The 20255-nt window shown below is 35.2% G+C and carries 21 protein-coding genes; 15 read left to right on the top strand and 6 right to left on the bottom strand.

Features of this window, described 5'->3' with window-relative positions; translation table 11 throughout:
- The first annotated feature begins 5 nt into the window (after positions 1-5).
- Together hutH and THEWI_RS04605 are read left to right on the top strand one after the other, a co-directional pair.
- A complete protein-coding gene (gene hutH / locus THEWI_RS04600) occupies positions 6-1532 on the top strand; it encodes a histidine ammonia-lyase (RefSeq protein ID WP_003870294.1) in 1527 nt (508 codons plus the stop codon).
- A 10-nt stretch (positions 1533-1542) separates the two neighbouring features.
- Positions 1543-2019 carry an HDIG domain-containing metalloprotein gene (locus tag THEWI_RS04605; RefSeq protein ID WP_014062625.1) on the top strand — a complete coding sequence of 159 codons (477 nt, stop codon included), beginning with the start codon at positions 1543-1545 and terminating at the stop codon, positions 2017-2019.
- 369 nt (positions 2020-2388) lie between these two features.
- Here the strand turns inward: THEWI_RS04605 and THEWI_RS04610 are convergent, their stop codons facing one another.
- Positions 2389-3540, bottom strand: coding sequence for an amidase domain-containing protein (locus THEWI_RS04610; RefSeq protein WP_014062626.1), 1152 nt, complete (start codon positions 3538-3540; stop codon positions 2389-2391).
- Positions 3541-3683: 143 nt separating this feature from the next.
- Between THEWI_RS04610 and THEWI_RS04615 the strand changes: the two genes are divergently transcribed.
- The 7 genes from THEWI_RS04615 to THEWI_RS04645 all read left to right on the top strand — a co-directional run bounded on the left by THEWI_RS04615 (position 3684) and on the right by THEWI_RS04645 (position 9780).
- A complete protein-coding gene (locus tag THEWI_RS04615; RefSeq protein ID WP_006570218.1) occupies positions 3684-4406 on the top strand; it encodes an ABC transporter ATP-binding protein in 723 nt (240 codons plus the stop codon).
- A complete protein-coding gene (locus tag THEWI_RS04620) occupies positions 4403-6067 on the top strand; it encodes a putative ABC transporter permease subunit (RefSeq protein ID WP_014062627.1) in 1665 nt (554 codons plus the stop codon). The genes THEWI_RS04615 and THEWI_RS04620 overlap by 4 nt, the downstream gene beginning before the upstream one ends.
- 15 nt (positions 6068-6082) lie before the next feature.
- The gene (gene sppA, locus THEWI_RS04625) at positions 6083-6997 is read left to right on the top strand and encodes a signal peptide peptidase SppA (protein ID WP_003870289.1); all 915 of its coding nucleotides are present in this window, start codon (positions 6083-6085) and stop codon (positions 6995-6997) included.
- 30 nt (positions 6998-7027) lie between these two features.
- Positions 7028-7483, top strand: a complete 456-nt coding sequence (mntA, locus tag THEWI_RS04630) for a type VII toxin-antitoxin system MntA family adenylyltransferase antitoxin (RefSeq protein ID WP_003870288.1) — start codon at positions 7028-7030, stop codon at positions 7481-7483.
- Positions 7437-7865 carry a type VII toxin-antitoxin system HepT family RNase toxin gene (gene hepT, locus THEWI_RS04635; protein WP_014062628.1) on the top strand — a complete coding sequence of 143 codons (429 nt, stop codon included), beginning with the start codon at positions 7437-7439 and terminating at the stop codon, positions 7863-7865. The genes mntA and hepT overlap by 47 nt, the downstream gene beginning before the upstream one ends.
- 42 nt (positions 7866-7907) lie before the next feature.
- Positions 7908-8810, top strand: coding sequence for a gliding motility protein GldB-related protein (locus tag THEWI_RS04640; protein ID WP_014062629.1), 903 nt, complete (start codon positions 7908-7910; stop codon positions 8808-8810).
- A gap of 112 nt (positions 8811-8922) precedes the next feature.
- Positions 8923-9780: an MFS transporter gene (locus THEWI_RS04645; RefSeq protein ID WP_014062630.1), complete on the top strand. Its 858-nt coding sequence runs from the start codon at positions 8923-8925 to the stop codon at positions 9778-9780.
- Positions 9781-9803: 23 nt separating this feature from the next.
- On the opposite strand, the gene THEWI_RS04650 is transcribed toward THEWI_RS04645, so the two are convergent.
- Complete coding sequence (locus THEWI_RS04650) at positions 9804-10400, bottom strand: superoxide dismutase (protein ID WP_014062631.1); 597 nt, start codon at positions 10398-10400, stop codon at positions 9804-9806.
- A 94-nt stretch (positions 10401-10494) separates the two neighbouring features.
- On the opposite strand from THEWI_RS04650, the gene THEWI_RS04655 reads away from it, so the two are divergent.
- Both THEWI_RS04655 and THEWI_RS04660 read left to right on the top strand, forming a co-directional pair.
- Positions 10495-11052, top strand: coding sequence for a TIGR01440 family protein (locus tag THEWI_RS04655; protein WP_014062632.1), 558 nt, complete (start codon positions 10495-10497; stop codon positions 11050-11052).
- A gap of 430 nt (positions 11053-11482) precedes the next feature.
- Entirely contained in the window at positions 11483-11806 is a 324-nt protein-coding gene (locus THEWI_RS04660; RefSeq protein WP_014062633.1) for a copper amine oxidase N-terminal domain-containing protein, read from the top strand.
- An 18-nt stretch (positions 11807-11824) separates the two neighbouring features.
- On the opposite strand, the gene THEWI_RS04665 is transcribed toward THEWI_RS04660, so the two are convergent.
- Entirely contained in the window at positions 11825-12352 is a 528-nt protein-coding gene (locus tag THEWI_RS04665) for a hypothetical protein (protein ID WP_014062634.1), read from the bottom strand.
- A 757-nt stretch (positions 12353-13109) separates the two neighbouring features.
- On the opposite strand from THEWI_RS04665, the gene THEWI_RS14165 reads away from it, so the two are divergent.
- Entirely contained in the window at positions 13110-13268 is a 159-nt protein-coding gene (locus tag THEWI_RS14165; RefSeq protein ID WP_014062067.1) for a hypothetical protein, read from the top strand.
- Positions 13269-13438: 170 nt separating this feature from the next.
- Positions 13439-14995, top strand: coding sequence for an IS1182 family transposase (locus THEWI_RS04675; RefSeq protein ID WP_014062635.1), 1557 nt, complete (start codon positions 13439-13441; stop codon positions 14993-14995).
- Here THEWI_RS04675 and THEWI_RS04680 read toward each other — a convergent pair.
- Together THEWI_RS04680 and THEWI_RS04685 are read right to left on the bottom strand one after the other, a co-directional pair.
- Positions 14940-17063 (bottom strand): YcdB/YcdC domain-containing protein, encoded by a 2124-nt coding sequence (locus THEWI_RS04680; RefSeq protein ID WP_014062636.1) that lies wholly within the window; start codon positions 17061-17063, stop codon positions 14940-14942. The two genes, THEWI_RS04675 and THEWI_RS04680, sit on opposite strands and share 56 nt — an antisense overlap.
- An 80-nt stretch (positions 17064-17143) precedes the next feature.
- On the bottom strand, positions 17144-18067 hold the full coding sequence (locus THEWI_RS04685; protein ID WP_014062637.1) for a glycosyl hydrolase family 18 protein: 924 nt from the start codon (positions 18065-18067) through the stop codon (positions 17144-17146).
- A gap of 108 nt (positions 18068-18175) precedes the next feature.
- On the opposite strand from THEWI_RS04685, the gene THEWI_RS04690 reads away from it, so the two are divergent.
- Positions 18176-18457, top strand: coding sequence for a LiaF transmembrane domain-containing protein (locus THEWI_RS04690; protein ID WP_003871713.1), 282 nt, complete (start codon positions 18176-18178; stop codon positions 18455-18457).
- Positions 18458-18542: 85 nt separating this feature from the next.
- Positions 18543-18956, top strand: coding sequence for a PspC domain-containing protein (locus THEWI_RS04695; RefSeq protein WP_014062638.1), 414 nt, complete (start codon positions 18543-18545; stop codon positions 18954-18956).
- A gap of 281 nt (positions 18957-19237) precedes the next feature.
- On the opposite strand, the gene THEWI_RS04700 is transcribed toward THEWI_RS04695, so the two are convergent.
- Positions 19238-20086 carry a polysaccharide deacetylase family protein gene (locus tag THEWI_RS04700; RefSeq protein WP_014062639.1) on the bottom strand — a complete coding sequence of 283 codons (849 nt, stop codon included), beginning with the start codon at positions 20084-20086 and terminating at the stop codon, positions 19238-19240.
- Positions 20087-20255 lie beyond the last annotated feature (169 nt).

Consider the following 20255-nt stretch of genomic DNA (forward strand, 5'->3'; position numbering starts at 1 on the left):
GGATTATGGGAAAGGTCATAATAGATGGCAATAATCTTACAATAGAAGATGTAGTGCACGTAGCAAGAGATGGGTATAGAGTAGAACTTAGCAATATTGCTGAAGAGAGAGTACTTCATTCTAGAAAAATAGTAGAAAAATATGTAAATGATGAAAAAGTAGTTTATGGAATCACGACGGGTTTTGGGAAATTTAGCGATGTCGTAATATCTAAAGAAGACACAGAAATTTTGCAAAAGAATTTGATTATGAGCCATTCTTGTGGAGTAGGAGAACCATTACCGGAAGAAGTAGTAAGAGCAATTATGCTTTTGAGGGCAAATGCCCTTGCGAAAGGTTTTTCAGGAGTAAGGCTTGAAACTTTAAACACGTTGATTGAAATGTTAAATAAAGGAGTAACTCCTGTTATACCTGAAAAAGGATCTTTAGGAGCAAGCGGAGACCTTGCACCTTTAGCTCACATGGTTCTTGTGATGATAGGGAAAGGTGAAGCTTTATACAAAGGTGAGAGAATGACTGGAGAAAAAGCAATGAAAGAGGCAGGGATTAGTCCAGTTGTTTTGAGTTCAAAAGAAGGTTTGGCTTTGATAAATGGCACTCAAGTTATGTCAGCAATAGGATGCTTAAATGTATATGATGCTAAAAGACTTATAAAATCTGCTGATGCTGTATCTTCTATTACTTTAGAAGCTTTAAGAGGAATAATTGATGCTTTTGATGATAGAGTCCAAATGGTGAGGCCTCATAGAGGTCAGATGATCACTGCTAAAAATATAAGAAAAATGTGTGAAGGAAGTACTCTAATAACGAGACAGGGAGAAATACGGGTTCAGGATGCTTATACCCTAAGGTGTATTCCACAAGTCCATGGAGCTATAAGAGATGCTATTGAATATGCGGAAGAAGTTCTTACAAGAGAGATAAATTCTGCAACAGATAATCCTTTAATTTTCCCTGAAGATGGCGAGGTGATATCTGGGGGCAATTTTCACGGAGAGCCTATTGCATTAGCAATGGATTTTTTAGGTATTGCAGTTTCTGAAATTGCTAATATTTCTGAAAGAAGGATTGAAAGGCTTGTAAATTATCAGTTAAACGACCTTCCTCCTTTTTTGACTGAAAAAGGGGGACTAAATTCTGGTATGATGATAGCTCAATACACAGCAGCTTCTTTAGTGTCAGAAAATAAGGTTTTGGCGCATCCAGCTTCTGTTGATTCTATACCATCTTCTGCAAATCAAGAAGACCATGTGAGTATGGGCACTATTGCTGCGAGAAAGGCAAGGGAAATAATAGAAAACGCTACAAGGGTTATAGCAATAGAACTTATGGCAGCTTTGCAGGCAATGGAGTTTAGGAAAGGTTTTAAAAAAGGGAAGGGCTCTCAAATAATATATGATTTAGTAAGAGAATACGTGAAGCCGTTGGAAGAAGATAGGGAGCTTTATATTGACATAAATGCCTGTTTTAATATTATAAAATCAGGTAAAGTATTGAAGGTCCTTGAAAAAGAAGGTATAATATTAGAATAAAGGTGATTTTGTGAATAGGATAAAACAATATTTTAAAGCTAAAAGAGCTAAAATTTATGAAAAAGATTATCAATTTTTACTTGGATTCCTAAATGAAAAGGAATTAGAATATTTTAATAAATTACCTGTTTATGAAAAAAGGCATTCATTAGATGTGTGCTATTATCTTATTAATAAATACGGAATAGAAGACCAAGACCTTTTAAAAGCGGCTCTTTTTCATGATATTGGAAAGATAAAAGCGAAAATTACTCCTGAAAGAAAAGCCATGACGGTGATTTTAAAGAAAATTCCTTTTTTGGCTAAGTTTCTTGAAAAACATATATATTTTTTTAAAGTCTATTATAATCATGCAGAATATGGTGCAGAAATTTGTAAGGAAATTGGGTTAAATGAGAGAATAGTAGGCATTGTAAGGCATCACCATGACAAAAATCTTATGGATGAGGATGTTATAAAACTTCAAGAGGCAGATGAAAAAAATTAAAGATAGAATTTTTCTCTATCTTTTAGACTGTAGACAAACTCTTTATGATATGTTGGCATTTTGCATAAGTGTAGCGACTTGATAGCCCGGCACTCAACCGAAAATGTTAAAAAAGGAGAATAAGAGAAAGGACCAGCCCGTTCAGTTGAGTGCCGGGAAACTTAGCGAGGTTGAGAGGCGAAAGCGGGGCCGAAGCCTTGTGAAGGCGGAGGCGGGCACTAAGTCAAGGATGACGAATGTGCCCGGAACCCCGCTTGAGCCCGAGGACGAGCGCTAGTTTAGTCTGCGATATCACCGGAGCAAACGATGCAAAATGCCAGCAAAAATAGAACTTTGTCAGCAAACTGAAAGAGAGAGTTTTCTCTATCTTTAATCATTTATATGTATAAATCTATAAATCACTCTCTTATCCCATCCTAAGTCAAAAGGAACATGGTATCTATCGGAAGTATGAGTATTTACAACGGGTATCCCTATAGAATCAAAACCTGTAACTACGCCAAAGTGTACTATTTCTCCCTTTTCTTCATAGCATATAAGGTCTCCTTTTTCAATTTCTCTTATGGCACCTTTTGGGTGCTGTTCAGTAGGCTTTACCATATCTAAATAGTATCCTTTTGCAATTAATTTACCTTTTCCTGTATAAATGAGATAGTTAAAAAGAGAGGGTGCTTGTGCCCAAGCGGTGGAAGAGTCTTTGCCGTTGAAGTTCCATACATAGTCCATTGGAAGGCCTCCTCCTTCATGTAATACTTGAGAGACGAAATTGGTGCAGTCTCCTCCTACCCCGTTATAATCCCTATATTTTGGATTGTACTCGTAGTTATTGCCGCTTCCCCAAGCAGCTCCTGCGTATTTGTCAGCATAAGCTACTGCTCCTTCTCTGTCGTATTTACCCTTCTTTTTAGGCTTTGCTTTTTCTTCAGTTTCTGGCTTTGAAGTAGTAGGTGCAATTTCAGGCATTGTGCCTTCAGCAGGAGCAGCATCTATATAGGCGGAATCTTCGTCAAGAGGGTCATAGTACCAATCTCTTCTTATAAGCCATTTTCCATCAACTTTTACAAGCTGTACAGAATGTCGTATACCTAATCCCATGTAATTTATTACATCACTTTTTATGTTGTAAGCGTATCCCATTTTCATAGTTTCCACAAGATAAACCCATACGGAATTTTCGCCAGCTTTTACACTTTTTATCCTGTAAAAAGATTCTGCTTCTGTAAATTTAAGATTTCTTTTTTCTGACCATCCTTTAACGTATTCAACTCGCCTCCTTTCATGGTCCAATGCCCATTTGCCATAAGTGGAAGATTTGTCATAAAAGCCTTCTATCTCTTTTAAGTCACCGCTTAAAAGCACACTTCCTCTTTTTTTAAAAAATTCATCCAGTACAGTTTTTATCTCTTCTTTGTTGTTTGCAACTGTCTCTATGGTTTTATTGAAAAAGGAAATAGAAAAGTAAGTTAAAAAAATGAGTGCTAGTAAAAGGAGAATTGGTTTGTAATATTTTTTGGTGTCCAATTGTTCTCCTCCCTGCCAATGTAATTCAAAATAATAATATGAAGGTTAAAAGTTTTTTAACACTATCTTTTTATTAATTTTATTGGCAAATTTTAAACAATTTTATGTTATAATAGAAAAGTGAGAAAATGGAGGTGTAAAACTTGATAGAATTAAAAGGTGTTTCAAAATCTTATAACAAAGGTAAAATAAAAGCTGTTGACAACATTGACCTTGTTGTAAATCCTGGTGAAATATTTGGATTTTTAGGTCCTAATGGGGCTGGCAAAACTACCACGATAAAAATGATAGTAGGCCTTTTGTCCCATGATACAGGAGAAATTAAAGTAGACGGAATTGATATCGACAAAAATCCTATAGAGGTCAAAAAGCGCATAGGATATGTTCCAGATAGCCCTGATATTTATGACAAACTGACAGGCATAGAATATCTCAATTTTATTGCAGACGTATACGGGGTATCTGAAAAAGAAAGGAAAGAAAGGATTGAATATTTTGTTGAAGCTTTTGAGCTAAAGAATGCTATTGGAGACCTAATACAGACCTATTCCCACGGAATGAAGCAAAAAATTCTCCTTACAGCCGCACTTATTCACAATCCTTCTGTTTGGATTTTGGATGAACCAATGGTAGGATTAGACCCGAAATCAGCATTTTTACTCAAAGAGTTGATGTCAAAGCATACAAAAGCAGGTTTTACTGTATTTTTCTCAACTCATATATTGGAAGTTGCTGAGAAGCTCTGTGATAAAATAGCAATAATAAACAAAGGCAAAATAATAGCTTATGGTACTATGGAAGAGATAAAGAGCCAACATGAATGGGAATCTTTAGAAAAAATATTCTTGGAGTTGACAGAAAAATGAGGGAGTTTTTATCGCTTTTAAGATCACAAATGAAAGTTTATTATGGCATTTCCGCAATGAAATACAAATATTTTGTAAGAAAGAAAGATTTATGGGAAATAGTGCTTGCTACATTTGGAATAGCTGTTGGCGGTGGAACATTGCTTTTTATGTACATAATGTATTTAAACAGCATGTATGCAGCAAGCATGTTAATTAACCAGCCTCAGCTTATGCCTGTGACAGTCCTTCTTTTAGCTCAGCTCTTGACATTGGTATTCGGCTTTTTTTGGACTATTTCTGTGTTTTATTTTTCTGATGATATAAATATTTTGCTTCCTCTTCCTATACAGCCTTATAAAATAGTTTTGTCAAAATATAGCATAATTTTATTGAATGAATATGTTACATTGGCATTTTTAATGCTACCAGCAATCTTTATATATGGCATTGGCACGCAGGCAGGAATTTTATACTATCTCGTTTCATTTATTGTATTTATATTTACACCTATTATACCTCTTTCTATTGCGGCAATTGCTTCTGTTTTAATTATGAGATTTGTAAATTTGAAAAGGAAAAAGGACTTGTATACAGTTATAGTGAGTATATTAGCGCTAATTTTCTTCTTTACAATACAATTTTTTATCAATCGGATTCCTCAAAATGGAGAACAACAGGCAATAGAAAATTTTATTTTGCAAAATGCTAACCTTGCAAAGATGATATCTAGAAGTTTCCCTCCTGCTTTATGGGGAGCAGTTTCTATGACGGATTATAATACTTTGTCAGGGTTTTTAAATCTTTTGATGTTTATCGCTGTATCAATAATATTTACAACCGTTTTGGCTGTTTCTGCTCAAAAAATGTACTTAAAAGCTGTAATTTCAGGGCAAGAGGTTGAAGCAAAAAGAAAAGAAGTTTCATTGAAAAAAGAAATAGTGAGATCCAGCCTATTGAAGGCATTACTGTTAAGGGAATGGAAGCTTTTTATAAGAGTTCCTGTATATGCTATGAATGTGTTGCCTGTGGCTATAATAATTCCCTTTGTGTTTCTTGTTTCTTTTGTGGGGAATCCACAAATTGGGCTTGAAATGGCTATAAAATACACCTCAGCTCCTGACGGCTGGTTTTGGGTTTCGATGATAGGGCTTTTCTTTTCTCTTTTTGTAGCAGGAAGTAACAGCCTTTCCTCTACTTCCTTCTCTAGGGAAGGAAAAATGTTTTACATATCAAAATTGATGCCTGCAGACCCTGCAATACAGTTAAAAGCAAAATGGATTTTTGGTATAATTATTACAATAGTGATTATACTTCCTACATATGTATTGGGCTGGTATCTTTTTAAAATACACCTTTTAAGTATGGTAATACTGATTGTTTTAATGCTTATAGGCATTTCCGCAGTAAATATACTAAGCCTTTTGATAGACGCCATGAAGCCTTCCTTTGAATGGGAGAATCCTCAAAAGGCTATGAAGGGGAATTTAAATGTGCTTTTGAGTCTTATACTGACTACTATTTTGATAGGGTGCATTGTTGGAATTGTGTTGTTACTAAAGAAATTATATGTTTCTGAAATAATAATAACTTTAATAATAGGGATTTTGCTCATTTTATTAAACTTAGGTGTTTATTTATTGGCAAAAAGTGCTGTAAAAAAGCTGTACAAAGGAGAATGAAGGAGGAAGAAAAAAATGAGTAAAAAAGCGTTAATAGGATTAATTTTTATAGTCTTGATAATTAGTACTGTTATTGCTTCCATTTTTCTTACAATGCCCCAAGAGAATAAAAGTGTGCCATCGGTTTCAAACACAATAGGTGTTATAACAATTGAAGGAGTTATAGGGGAGACAAACATATTGGGGATTCCACAAGTCACAGGGGATCCAGTCGAGCAGATAAGAAAAGCTCAAGAGGATAGTACTGTAAAGGCAGTTGTTGTCAAGATAAATAGTCCAGGAGGTTCTGCAGCAAAATCTGTAGAAATATACACAGAGCTTAAAAGGTTAAAAGAAACAGGGAAAAAAGTGATAATTTCAATGGGGGATGCGGCTGCGTCAGGAGGATACATGGCAGCTTGTGGCGGAGACATAATAGTGGCAAATCCTGCCACAATAACAGGAAGTATTGGAGTTATAATGCAGTATACAAATTATGAAGGGCTTTACGATAAGTTGGGATTAAAAGAGATAACAATAAAGAGCGGTCCTTATAAAGATATGGGTTCTCCTACCAGAGATTTAACTCCGGAAGAAAAGAAAATATTACAAGGAGTCATAGATGATACTTATGAGCAGTTTGTAGAGATTGTATCTGAAGGGAGAAAGATGCCTATAGACAAAGTAAAAGAATTAGCAGATGGCAGGATATTCACAGGAAGGCAGGCACTTAAAGTTGGTCTTGTAGATAAATTAGGGGATTTTTACGATGCGGTTGACATTGCAGCCAAAGAGGCTGGCATACAGGGCAAACCTGTGTTAAAATATTACACAACTCCAAACCCTTTGAGTATACTTTTTGGAAGCGGGGCAAAGAGCAATTTAGAAGGTACGGGACTTGAGATATTAAGGCTTTTGTTTATTGATAAATGGAGTTTAAATTACAAGTAAAGATGAGTTTGTTATGTGAGGGTAAAGTTTATGTTTTATGAAATAGATGGTGTCTTTTATGACAAAGAAAAATTAAGTGAGTTTGTGAAAGAATACGATGTATCTTTAATCTTGATATTTGGTTCTTATGCAAGAGGAAAGGCAAATGAATTGAGTGACTTAGATATTGGAATAAAATTTACTAAAAAGATAGATATGAATTTGTATAATTCAATATTAAAAGAGCTTATAGAAATTTTTAAAAGAGATGACATTGATGTTGTTATTTTAAATTATGCAGATCCTCTTTTGCGCTTTGAAATCATAAACAATTGCAAGGTTTTATATGAGGCTTATTCTGGAGCTTATTTGGATTTTTATTTATATTCTGTAAAAAGCTATGATGATATGAGGAAATTAAAAAAGTTAGAAGAAAATTATTTAAAAAAGGGGATAAAAAATGAATTACAAAGATGTCATCCGCCGCAAATTAATAAGTCTTTCTAATTATGTGAAACAACTTTTACCAATAACGGAATATACTTATGAGGAATATATAAGCAATTATTTTATCTATTACACTGGAGAAAGGCTTATACAGCTCATAATAGAAAATTGTATGGATATAAACTCCTTAATTGCAGAATATAAAGGCTTTAAACCTCCTAAAAGTTATTATGAATCCTTCATAATGCTTGGTGATAATCAGATTTTGCCTAAAGAAGTTGCAGGAGAGCTAGCTTCTTTTACTGGCATGAGAAATAGAATTGTTCACCAATATGAAGATGTAAACCACAAGATAATTTTTGACAATTATAAAAATCTTATAGAGTTAGTTGACAAATATATTGATATTGTGACTGATTTTATAGAAAAAATTGAAGAATGAATTTTTTATAGGAAATTGCATATAAGAGGGGGGTTACAAAAAATGATACATTATATTTATCTTGATGGTATAAATGCACTTAAAGAGTTAAATTGGGAGGCATTTTTAAATAATTATCTTGAAAAGAATCGATTAGTTATAAAGGAATATTGCAATAATTTCTTTTTCACAAAAGAGGTGCCATGGGAAAGATGCATTGAAGAGTATAAAAAGCATTGGTTTGAAGAAAGTAAAAATAGGGAAGATTTGTTTTCTAAGTTTAATGAAGAAAAAATACGCTTTAATGTACCTAAGGGGATAGATAAAATTAAAGAAGTTTTTCCAGAAGCTGAAGATATAGATGTGTATGTGCTTATAGGACTTTACAGTAGCAATGCTTTTCAATATTTTCTTGAATGTCGACCTGCTGTAGGTTTAGCAGTAGAGGCTCATGGGACGACTTTTTTTGGTATACCTATGCCTTATGAAGATATACCTTTATGGCTTTCTCATGAAATAGGCCATGCACTTCACTATAAAAATCCTTCACATCCTTTGGCAAAATGGCTTTACCAAAATGGTCTGAAATTAGATAAAGCAGTGGAGGAACTTCCGCTTTTTGAATTTTTAATTGATGAAGGCTTGGCAGTTATGACTACAAGATGGGTTTTTCCTGAAGAGCCTTTGCATAAAGTATTAGGATATACAGAGGATGTTTACCACTGGTTTGTGAATAATGAAAAAGAACTTTTGAGTAGGTTAAGAAATAATTGGGATAAACCTCCAGGTAAAGAAGAGTATTTTAGATATTTTAGTGGATATGATGAGAGTATTCCTCCACGCACAGGATATTATATTGGAATGCGCCTTATAGAAAGTTTTATTGAAAGGCACCCTGAAATAGATAAAAGTGAGCTTTTTACAATTCCGGCAGAGGAAATAGTATCACCGTCGGTGTATAATTGACCAAGGAGTAATGAAAAAATTGACTCCTCGCTCGAAATATGATATACTAGCCTGGTGGTTTGAAGATTTTATATTCTCTTTTTGTGTATTCGTTTACACAAGGAGGCATTATATGAAAATAGAAAAAAATATAATGAAGTTCACGCTGTATAATATTTTTACGAAGGTATTCATGGATGCTATTTTTACATTATATTTATTTGCCCACGGTTTGAATGTAACCCAGATTATGTTGCTTGGGACTTTTTCTTTTTTAACGACAACTTTTTTTGAAGTTCCAGGTGGTGCTGTAGCAGATAAGTTTGGCAGAAAACATGGCTTGTTTTTTGGAGCATTTTTACAAGCAATTGGCGTCGTATTTTTTAGAATTGGACAGAGTTATCTATTTTTTATTGCCGGGTCGGTAATATTTTCGATTGGAGCTACTTTTATATCGGGGACGGACAACGCTTATTTGTATGACTTTTTAAAGGAAAATAATATTGCAGATAAGTTTCAACAAATTGATGGCAGTAAAAAAAGCAAGCATATAACTGATTTATTTAAAGATAAAGGACAGGTTTATATATATGTAGTATTATTCTTGTTTTTAATATTGATGAGTCAAATTAAATCTTTATATTTCGCTTTACCATTACTTTTTATTTTCCATGCAATTAGAGGTACAGCTTCTCCCTATATTTTCAGACGTTTGAATGAGTGTATAATTTCAGAAATGCGTGCCTCAATATTATCTTTTTACAATTTATTGATGGGTTTATTTGTGGCTGTTGCTGCTCCTCTACTGGGATATTTGACGGATAGAACAGGCATATATTATACATATCTGATAATGTCGCTAAGTTTTTTATGTCTGATAGCCGTTATTTCTCTTTTAAAGGCGAAAAAAATTAAAAAAAGGATATTAACACTTTTGAATGAGTTCATAATTTCCGAAATGAATAGAGGGAGGTTTTTGTCTCAGACATAAACCTCCCTCTCTATAAGTTTTATTTAAAAAGAATGCATTTCTATCCAAGAGGTCACCCTTTTATTTACTTCCTCCCATTTTATATTGTTCATAAAGGCCTCTATATAGCTTTTTTTATCACTGCCGTAATCTATAAAATATGCGTGTTCATAGGTATCAAGGACTAAAAGAGGTATAGTCCTTGATACTACACCTTGATTGTGGAAATCTTGAAGGTAGTTGTGAAGTTTTAAATCTAGGGGGTCAAAGCAAAGTACTGTCCAGCCTCGTGAAGCTATTCCACAGGCTATAAAGTCTTCTTTCCAGTTTTCAAAGGACCCAAAGTCAAAGGCGATCATGGAAGCTATTATGCCATCAGGTGCACCGCTAGGCCCTCCTAAGTTTTCAAAATACAGTTCATGCAGTTTGACTCCATCTAAATTATAGGTTTCTTCTAATTTAAGTTCTCTGTATTCACTGTAACTGGCATTTGCCTTTGAACGGTCGACAGTTTTTAATTTTTCACGTATTTCATTTGTCTTGTCTACATAGCCGTTATACAGTTTATAATGCTCTTCAAGTGTTCTTTGTGATATTCCTCTTAGAACTAAATTGTATTTTTTAGCTACAAGCTTATCCATTTTACTCCTCCTTTTTGCATACCTGTTTTTAGTATATGAAGACAAGGAAAATGTGTTATAATGATGGTAAGGTTTAAATTTTGGAGGTGTTAGTATGGATTTAAATCAGATCTCCATAGAGGCAAAGGAAATTATAGAGGAATTGCTTGATATAGCAAATTTAAAGCCGGGAAGCCTTTTTGTCCTCGGGGGCAGTACAAGTGAGATACAGGGCAAAAAAGTAGGCTCTGCAGGAAGCATGGAAATTGCAAAGGCTGTTATAGATCCAATTTTGGAGGCTATACATAAAAGAGGGCTTTACCTTGCAGTGCAGGGGTGTGAGCACATAAACAGGGCGCTTTTGGTGGAAGAAGAGGCACAAGAAAAATACGGCCTTGAAGTGGTAAATGTCATTCCTCATGAGCATGCTGGCGGCTCTTTACAGACTTATGCTTATGAACAATACAAAAACCCTGTGATGGTGGAGAATTTAAAAGGACTGGGGCATGCCGGGCTTGATATAGGGCTTGTACTGATTGGAATGCACTTAAGGCCTGTGGTTGTTCCTGTGAGATTAAGCCGAAATAAAATAGGGGAAGCTACAATTGTTGCTGCAAGGACAAGGCCTAAGTTAATAGGGGGAGAAAGGGCAAGGTATAAAAAGAGTAAGTAAGCTGCCGGATATACCGGCAGCTTCAGTAATATGGTTCTTTGCCCCAGCATAACAAGATGCCCTACAATAACCTTTTTACTTTAATCATAATTGTAATAGCTAGTTGCTTAGGTTTTTTTGTCATGAATGGGAACGATTATTATATTTCCATCCTCAATATCTAATTAGTTTTCATCCCTGTTGTATCAATTTTTCCGTTTTTTAGAGTTAGGATTCCTGACAAATTGTTTACATTTGAAAATTCATATGCAGTGAAAGTAAGAAACCTTTGAAAAAATAAAAATTAGGATATCGAGTCAATCTGCTGTTTTTCATGGTGCAAGAGTAGTAGCAGTAACTCCTGGTTCCATACTGCATCGCGGAAAGCAGAACGAAATAACGGTTCCCTATCTCTGCACTTTTTAAAAAATTTAAAGGGAGGTTTTGCCCAGTGAAGAAGAAATGGTTATTGTCCCTTTTGTTTGTGGCACTTCTGATGACCAGTTTACCAAGTAGTGTTGTAGCAGTTCAACCAGTTACTATAACTTTTAACGGTGAACAGCTTCATTTTGATGTCCCACCAGTTCTTGAAAATGGTCGGGTCCTAGTGCCACTTCGAACTATTTTTGAGGCGTTAGGCGCAACTGTAAATTGGGACGGTACTACTAGGACAGTAACGGCAACTCAAGACAATAATATTGTCAAACTAACTATTGGTAAAAGTATGGCTTACAAGAATGGGGTAGCAGTAAAGCTTGATGTGCCACCTAAATAGGGCTTGTTTCATTTGTTGCTATGCAGTTAGAAGGAGTAGCATTAACAAAAGTTGTAGGCGTTCCAACCAGCGTGTTTGTCCATCGGTTATTATTAGCGTTAGCTGAACCTCCTGAAGGAACCAATAGGCTCGAGACACGCCTAACCCTTTGCCCAGACCATCGTATCTAATTCCCCTAACTGTGAACTCGTTATAATATAGGAGTGTTCCACTCGAATTATAAACATAACACTTAATGTAGCCATCTTCAGCAGCAATTAAGAGCCTATATGTTGAACCCGGTTCAAAGGTATAACCTGATATCCACTGCCAATCGTTCCCACCCACATAAATACTGCGGTAGAGATGATATTGTGTACTTTCGCCTGTTAACCCAAAACCGAACTCAAAGTCAAAAGTTGGGCTATCACAACCAACGTATTCGTACAATGCAGCACCTATTCCCAGTGCCACGTCATTCAATGATGGTAAAGTAATTGTTGCCTCAATCTTGCGATAGCCCGTCGAAGAAGTTTTTATCCTGCGGTAAGCATAGTCATAGGACATAGTAGCTCACTCCTTTTAAGAATAATTAAACCCCATAACACCTGATTTAAGAAAACTTGAAAAGAAACGAATATTCCTGTAGTAAATTTTGTTTAATAATTTTTCTTGTCACTTCAAAACATTTTAAAGTCGACATTAAACTCCACATTTTTTGGGTCCATATTTTTTAGACTTCACAATCTTTTGGAGGATTCACCTCAGTATAACAGAGGAGATAAACTCAAAATAATTTTTTCGCTTTAAATAGTTTCCACGGTTTCATCAATGAAACCTTCTCTTTCATCTATTTACTCTGTTTACAGTCTACGCTGCCGGATATACCGGCAGCTCAGACTGTGTGCGCCCGGCATGGGCGATAGCTAGGCGGTGAAAGTCCGCTGTGGGCTTGGTAGTGGGAACCACTAGCCGAGAGCAAGGGTGTCCATCGTGAGGTGGAATCTGAAGGAAGCTTAAGGCAAAATCTCGGTCTGATGAACAAGAACCAGATAAGAGGCTGAATTGGGATGGATGAGTTTGCACATCAAAACAAAGTCCAACACTACCCGAATCCCATACAGTAAATCTGGCAGATATATGAGATGAAAGCAATCGTTCTTACCCGGGGAGGTCTCAAGGATAAGTCATGGAAGTAAAATATGAAGTGACAACCCATACAGTGATGTATGGCTGAACCTTGAGAAGTCAGCAGAGGTCATAGTACTTATCTAGACATGAATAGATAAGGAAGGACTGAACATTAGGAGGTTTCGGAAATCTTATGAACTCGAGAGATATGCGAAGACTGCAGACAACTCAACAAAGAGGCTATCCGTTGGATAGAGAAAGGGAATTTCAAAAGACAACGGAAGTGCATAGTATATCATCGGCGTCAAGGGATGGAAGAAATGATGTACTAAGAATTGTACATAATTCCTAATGAACCGCCGTATACCGAACGGTACGTACGGTGGTGTGAGAGGACGCTGAATAAAATAATTATTCAGCTCCTACTCGATTGACAAAATATCGGGAACCCGTTATTATGAAAAGGGTTCCTTGTTTTTTTATTTTTAGTAGTATAAAGCAAAAGAGGAGAGGAAAAGGAAGATGTTAACAAAGAAACAGGATGCAAGACATCAAATAGAATTTGTAAGCATAGATCAATTAGTACCAAAAGATCACCTTTTAAGAAAGATAGAAAGAGTTATAGACTTTAATTTCATATACGATTTAGTAAAAGACAAATATTCCGAAGATCACGGCAGACCAAGCATAGATCCAGTAGTATTAATAAAAATCCTGTTTATTCAGTATCTTTTTGGCATACCCTCAATAAGGAGGACAATATCAGAGATAAAAACAAATGTGGCATATAGGTGGTTTTTAGGGTATGGGCTAACAGAAGAAATACCTCATTTTTCAACATTTAGCCAGAACTACATAAGAAGATTCAAAGGGACAGACATATTTGAGAAAATATTTACGAAGATTTTAGAAGAAGCAATAAGGCATGGGCTAGTAAATGCGGAGGAAGTATTCATAGATTCAACCCATGTAAAAGCAAGTGCCAACAAGAAGAAATACACCAAAGAAATAGTAGAACAAGAAGCCAGGACTTATCAAGAAAAACTAGAAGAAGAAATAAACAAAGATAGAGAAGCTCATGGCAAAAAGCCATTAAAGAAAATCAAGAAAATAAAGACGAAAGAAGTGAAAGTAAGCAAAACAGACCCAGATAGCGGAATGTTAAATAAAAATGGAAAAGAAAAATGTTTTGCATATTCTTTTCACACAGCCTGCGATAAAAACGGATTTGTATTAGGAGTAAAAGTTGAAGCTGCAAATGTCCACGACAGCGTAATGTTTGAAGAAGTATTAGAAGAAGTTGAAAAGAGAATAGGAAAACCGAAAGCAATAGCAGTAGATGCAGGATACAAAAATCCGTACATATTAAAGACAATATTTGATAGAGAAATAATACCAGCAGTGCCATACACAAGACCAAAAACAAAAGACGGTTTTATGAAGAAACATGAGTTTGTGTATGATGAATATTATGACTGTTACATATGCCCACAAAATGAAATACTAACATATGTCACAACCAATAGAGAAGGATATAGAGAGTACAAATCAAATCCAGAAAAATGCAAGAATTGTCCTTTAAGAGAAAAGTGTACCCAAAGTAAAGACTACACAAAGAGGATATTCAGGCACATATGGGAAGGATATGTAGAAGAAGCAGAACACTTAAGACATACACCTTATTGTAAAGAAGTATATGAGAGAAGGAAAGAGACAATAGAGAGAGTGTTTGCGGATTTAAAGGAGAAGCATGGTTTGCGATGGACAACATTAAGAGGGAAAGAAAAATTGTCCATGCAAGCGATGCTTGTTTTTGCTGCCATGAATTTAAAGAAAATGGCAACATGGTTATGGAGGAGGGGTAAGAGCCCTTTTGGCACTTTAAATTTTTACCCATTATTTGGAACTTTAAGGAAAATTTTATCCAGATATATACAGCCCCTGTTTTCGGGACTAAGAAAACAGGGGCTTAAATTTCGTTTTGTCAACAAACTGCGCTGCCGGATATACCGGCAGCTCTTAATCATTTATTTATTTCTAAAAATCTTACAAGTACTGCAGCGGCTTCTGCTCTTGTGAGATACAAATCAGGATAGAAGTACCCGTTGCTTCCTCTCATTATTTTAAGGCCTGATACTATAGCTATATAGCCTTTTGAGGAAGAGGAGATTTTGTCAGCATCTTTAAAGTTTATGACAAAAATATCATTTAGATCTGCGATGTAACCTGCTCCAAGGGCATTTACAAGGTATTTTGCTGCTTGTTCTCTTGTGACGAGGGTGTCAGGTTTTTTCTCTTTTTCTGCTATAATTTTTTTCTGTATTGCAATATCGTAATAGTAACTGTATTCATCAGAAGACTTAGGTGGTATTGGATCATAATAGGGAGGCTGTATTGCTTTTACAAGCATTTTTATAAAGTCTTTTTGAAGGATATTGTGTTCGGGATAATAATTTTCCTCTTTAGTGTCAATAATACCTATTTGAACAAGAAGCTTTATGTCCTTTTCTGCCCAATTTCCATCTATGTCCTTAAAAGTAGTTTCTGACTTTTTTACAACAGGTTTTCCAGAGTAGTCTATAATTTGACCCGTTTTTGCATCTATATAGTTATAAAAATTTAACTGATAGACAAGGTTTATTGTAGGGGGCTTATCTGGTGATTTATAATCGTAATTTGGCACATAACTTAAATCAAATTCTGCATTTTCAAAGAGTATTTTATAAGCTTCATCAAGGCTTATTATGTTTTCAGAAGAAGGCAGTTTTACATCAGTCCAATTGATGGAGTATCCTACTATTTCTCCAGTATAGGGGCTTACATTGACATATATTACATTGAAGGGGCAGAGTATTCCATTTACTATCTCCACATATTTGAAAGTATATGAGGGCATTATAGGTTGTATTTCAGAATTTAGAGTATTTCTATCTACGTACTCCGTTTTATTGAACTTATCAGGTACTATCTTTTTAAGATAATCTTCTGCGATTTTTTTCATCTGTTCCTTGGTATAAGTGGGTGTTTTGCCTTGTATGTTGTCTAAGTCTGAACCGCCCCTGTAAAAGGACTTTAATTCTCCTGTTGCAGCATCTACAGTGGCACTTACATAATAGTATTTGTTGTCTTTATTGTAGTTCCAGTAAAGGGACCACATAGGGTCAGACTTTGCAGGAGGATAATCATATCCTGTATATAAATTAGCATTGATTAATTTATACTCACTTCCAAGAGGGAAAGGAAGGCTGTTTTTAACTATTTCTATAGCTTTATCTTTTGATATGTATTTTTCTGCATTGTCAACTGCCTTTTGTTCTTCTGGAGATAGTTTTTGTGAAGACATTCCTTCACCGCCGCCTCCTCCAGTCATTGGTTCATAGTAGTTGTCGCTTATTATTAATTTCCCTGTTTTTGCATCAATGGGAGCGTTCTGGTATATGCCGTAAACAAGTATTGCTTTAGGCTCACTTCCATAAACTTGGTCGTATACTAAATTGTACATAAGCTTTAATCCTAATTTTTCTTTAAAAATTTCTATGGCCTTTTCTTTAGAAATTATGTTCTTTGGTTCAGGGAAGGAATAGTCATTCCAATTTAAATAGTAAGAACTAACCTTCAGTGTGCTTTTGTTAACTGATACATATATGCTGTCGGATGGGAAGGGTATGCCATTTACTATCCTTTCAAATGTAAAAGAATAGTCTGGTGAATAATAACTGCTGTAATTATTGACAGAAGTATTTTCTTTTGTCTGTTTAAATAAGTCGGGTGCCACTTTTTGTATAAATTCTACTGCAACTTTTTTTGCTTCCTCCTGTGTATATTTAGGTATTTTCAGTTCTGGCTGCTGCGTTGGGGTCCAACTATAGAAGCTTGTAATTCTCCCTGTGTCAGCATCGACTGTTACACTGATATTGCCTTTAGATGTAGAGTTCCAATTCAGGTTCCAATATTTCTTATTGGCGTATTCATTGTAGTTGGAATTAAACTCATAGCCGCTGTCACCTATGCCGAGCTTTTCTTTTGCTATCTCTATTGCCTGCTTTAAACTTATCTTCGTATCTGCTTGTGCTTGCGCTATGTTTGATGGCATCATAAGTGTAAATAGGAAAACAAGGGCAATTGCGATGGAAATAAATTTTTTCATAAAAGATACCTCCTCCTTTAGCTTTTTCTACTTTATTAGACGTAAATAAAACAAAAAAGTTCCCAAAAAAATAGAGAAAATTACCTTGCTTTTAAAATATTCCATACAGCAGGGTCTTCTTGGCCTAATCTCCAGACTGCTATTCCCGATAGTTTATAACTATCTACAAGAGATAATTTTGCAGAAAAACTTTTTGAATCTTCAAACCATACTGTGTGAGTTTTTCCGTCTAAAACGTAGGTATAAGTGGATTCTTGTGCTGTTTCATCATACATTATGGTTACTCCGAGATTTTTAGCCAAAGTTATAGCTTGTTCATATGTGAGGGTGCGGGGGTAGTTTACTCCTTGTGTCCAGTCATATCCATATACAGCCATTCCTAACCATATTTTCTGAGGAGGTATCACTGTTACGGCGTAATTTAAAACATTTGTTACAAAACCTATAGAGGCGATGGGTCCTGGCTGTGAGAAGTGTTCATCGTATGCAAGAATGTATATCTGGTCTGCATTCTGAGCGATAAAGGAATATTGAAAAGCGCCTGAAAAAGGGTGAAGGGGGTTGTCACTTAATTCTGCTGGTACTGATATTGTAACAACTTTTCCTAACGCTTTTAGTGAAATATAAAGGTCTTTTAAAAAAGTGTTTAAATTTGACCTGTCTTCGGGGGGAACAAATTCAAAGTCTATATTTATACCGGGGTAATTGTTTACTACTGCGACATCTCTGATACTTGCGATTAAAGTATTTCTCAAATGGGGAGTAGATAATAAATCGTGTATGAGTTGTGACTTTTTAGGGTCTGAATAGTTGTGGATTATGGCATAAATAGGTAAATTGTTGTCGGAGGCAATTTTTTTGACGTCAGTAGAAGACATGTCAGCGAGAGTTCCATCTTCTTTTACTCCATACCAAAAAGGGATGAGGGTTGTTATATCCTTTGCATGGGCCTTCAAATCATCGATAGCACCGGGAGCTATATCAAAATACCATTTGTTATCCATTATTACACCTCCAAAGTTATTTTTTATAAAAATTTTTTTATTTTGACTTTATACTTTCATAATATGTATAATGTTTTATAGAGTGAAATAAAGGAGGCAACGGTAAAAATGAAAAAAAGAACGGGAATTTTAGCTAGTGCACTTTCTCTTATATTTGTGGGGATTTTGTTACTTTTACCGAACTTTAATGTATATGTGCCTTATTTTGTTTATAAAATGGTATGGCCTGCCTTTTTTATTTTGCTAGGTTTAGAGTTGATATTTAGCAATAAACTCTATGGAGAAGAAAATAGTAGCATTAATTTAGGGGTCATATTATTGGCAATTTTGATTTTAATTTTTACAAGCAAACTTTTTTATTTAGATCCTTTAAGTATCATCAATTTTTGACAGGTAAAGTAGTAAGGAAAGAAAAAATTTATCTGTTAAAGCTGTAGAGATAGTATATATAATAAATTAGATTGGAGGTCAAAATATGGGTAGAAAATTGTACAGGTCTAGGGAACAAAAAATGTTAGGAGGAGTTTGCGGGGGAATAGCGGAGTACTTTGATGTTGACGTGACTTTAGTAAGGCTTATTTGCCTTTTGGCTATATTTAGCGGTTTTGGATTGATTCCATATATCATTGCGTGGATAATAATACCAGAAAATCCTTATCAATTAAAGGGAAAAATTATAGATGAAGAGCCTAAAACCGGAGAGCAACAAGATAACGCAGTAGAAACAGAAGATAAAACTAACAAAGCAAATGAAGTTTTAGGTTGGGTTTTAGTGATTTTGGGAGTATTGCTTTTATTAAATAGATTATTACCTTGGTTGAGTTTTAAAATTATTTGGCCGGTTTTGCTGATTATAATTGGTTTAGGGATTTTATTTAAAAGAACATAGGGAGCATGTGCTCCCTACGGTTTGTTGACAAAGTTCTATTTTTGTTGGCATTTTGAATCGTTTGCTCCGGTGATATCGCAGACTAAACTAGCGCTCGTCCTCGGGCTCAAGCGGGGTTCCGGGCACATTCGTCATCCTTGAGTTAGTGCCCGCCTCCGCCTTCACAAGGCTACGGCCCCGCTTTCGCCTCTCAGCCTCGCTTGCTCTATCAAGTCGCTACACTTATGCAAAATGCCAACATATCATAAAGAGTTTGTCTACATGTAGGGAGCATGTGCTCCCTAATCTTTTTGCTGTTCTTGGTTGTTATTTGCTATATTATTTTTTTCATAATTTAAAAGCTCTGATACAGTTACAAAACTATAACCTTCAGATTTTAGTTTTTCCATTATCTGAGGAAGTGCAGCTAAAGTATTAGTTTTTCCTTCATGCATGAGAATTACTGAACCGTTTTTTGTGTGACTTATCACCCGATTGACTACATTTTCTACTGCTGGGCTTCGCCAATCATCTGGGTCTACATTCCATAAAACAACGTGAAGTCCCAATGCATCTGATATTTCTAAAAGAGTTTTGTTAAAAGCTCCATAAGGAGGTCTAAAAAGTATAGGTTTTACTCCTGTAGATTCAACGACGATTTTTTGTGTTTTGTAAAGTTCCTCTACCATTTGCTCTGGTTTCATTTTCGACATATTAAAGTGGCTGTAGGAATGTAGTCCAATTTCATTGCCATTTTCATAAATATATTTTAGAAGTTCAGGATGTTTTTGAGCATTTTTGTCAATGACAAAAAATGTAGCTTTTACCTCCATGCTTTTTAATATATCAATATATTTCTTTGTATATTCTGGTATTGGTCCGTCATCAAAGGTAAGAGCGACTACTTTACCTGCACTTTTGTTGTAACCAAAAACCCGAGTATTAGGTTGCTGTTGCGGTGGGTAGGAACTTTTTTCTCCGTCAGATGGTGTGTCCCAAATTTTTGTGGTAGAATTTACTTGTACATATCTATCCTCAAACATATATTTATAGGCAAAAGTTGCTGAACCAATGAGGACTGACAGTAAAAACACTATTATAAGTGTGTAAATTATACTTCTATTTTTTTTGCGGCGTCTTCGTGGGGCCATATAATCATCTCCTCGTTGTTTCAATTATACTATTTAAACTGTTAGCAGTTATTAACAATTGATTAATTTTATGTTACAAATTTGTAACATTTAGAGGAATTAATTTTACTTTTGAGGTTTATTTTTAATTATTTTTGGTTTCCATATATGTAGACGTAGCAGGAATGAC

Source organism: Thermoanaerobacter wiegelii Rt8.B1, assembly GCF_000147695.2.
Taxonomy (GTDB): Bacteria; Bacillota; Thermoanaerobacteria; order Thermoanaerobacterales; family Thermoanaerobacteraceae; genus Thermoanaerobacter; species Thermoanaerobacter ethanolicus.

Coding starts and splice junctions, on each gene's coding strand:
- hutH (WP_003870294.1), top strand. CDS start 6: ATGGGAAAGGTCATAATAGATGGCAATAATCTTACAATAGAAGATGTA.
- THEWI_RS04620 (WP_014062627.1), top strand. CDS start 4,403: ATGAGGGAGTTTTTATCGCTTTTAAGATCACAAATGAAAGTTTATTAT.
- sppA (WP_003870289.1), top strand. CDS start 6,083: ATGAGTAAAAAAGCGTTAATAGGATTAATTTTTATAGTCTTGATAATT.
- mntA (WP_003870288.1), top strand. CDS start 7,028: ATGTTTTATGAAATAGATGGTGTCTTTTATGACAAAGAAAAATTAAGT.
- hepT (WP_014062628.1), top strand. CDS start 7,437: ATGAATTACAAAGATGTCATCCGCCGCAAATTAATAAGTCTTTCTAAT.
- THEWI_RS04640 (WP_014062629.1), top strand. CDS start 7,908: ATGATACATTATATTTATCTTGATGGTATAAATGCACTTAAAGAGTTA.
- THEWI_RS04645 (WP_014062630.1), top strand. CDS start 8,923: ATGAAAATAGAAAAAAATATAATGAAGTTCACGCTGTATAATATTTTT.
- THEWI_RS04650 (WP_014062631.1), bottom strand. CDS start 10,400: ATGGATAAGCTTGTAGCTAAAAAATACAATTTAGTTCTAAGAGGAATA.
- THEWI_RS04655 (WP_014062632.1), top strand. CDS start 10,495: ATGGATTTAAATCAGATCTCCATAGAGGCAAAGGAAATTATAGAGGAA.
- THEWI_RS04665 (WP_014062634.1), bottom strand. CDS start 12,352: ATGTCCTATGACTATGCTTACCGCAGGATAAAAACTTCTTCGACGGGC.
- THEWI_RS14165 (WP_014062067.1), top strand. CDS start 13,110: ATGAACTCGAGAGATATGCGAAGACTGCAGACAACTCAACAAAGAGGC.
- THEWI_RS04675 (WP_014062635.1), top strand. CDS start 13,439: ATGTTAACAAAGAAACAGGATGCAAGACATCAAATAGAATTTGTAAGC.
- THEWI_RS04680 (WP_014062636.1), bottom strand. CDS start 17,063: ATGAAAAAATTTATTTCCATCGCAATTGCCCTTGTTTTCCTATTTACA.
- THEWI_RS04685 (WP_014062637.1), bottom strand. CDS start 18,067: ATGGATAACAAATGGTATTTTGATATAGCTCCCGGTGCTATCGATGAT.
- THEWI_RS04690 (WP_003871713.1), top strand. CDS start 18,176: ATGAAAAAAAGAACGGGAATTTTAGCTAGTGCACTTTCTCTTATATTT.
- THEWI_RS04695 (WP_014062638.1), top strand. CDS start 18,543: ATGGGTAGAAAATTGTACAGGTCTAGGGAACAAAAAATGTTAGGAGGA.
- THEWI_RS04700 (WP_014062639.1), bottom strand. CDS start 20,086: ATGGCCCCACGAAGACGCCGCAAAAAAAATAGAAGTATAATTTACACA.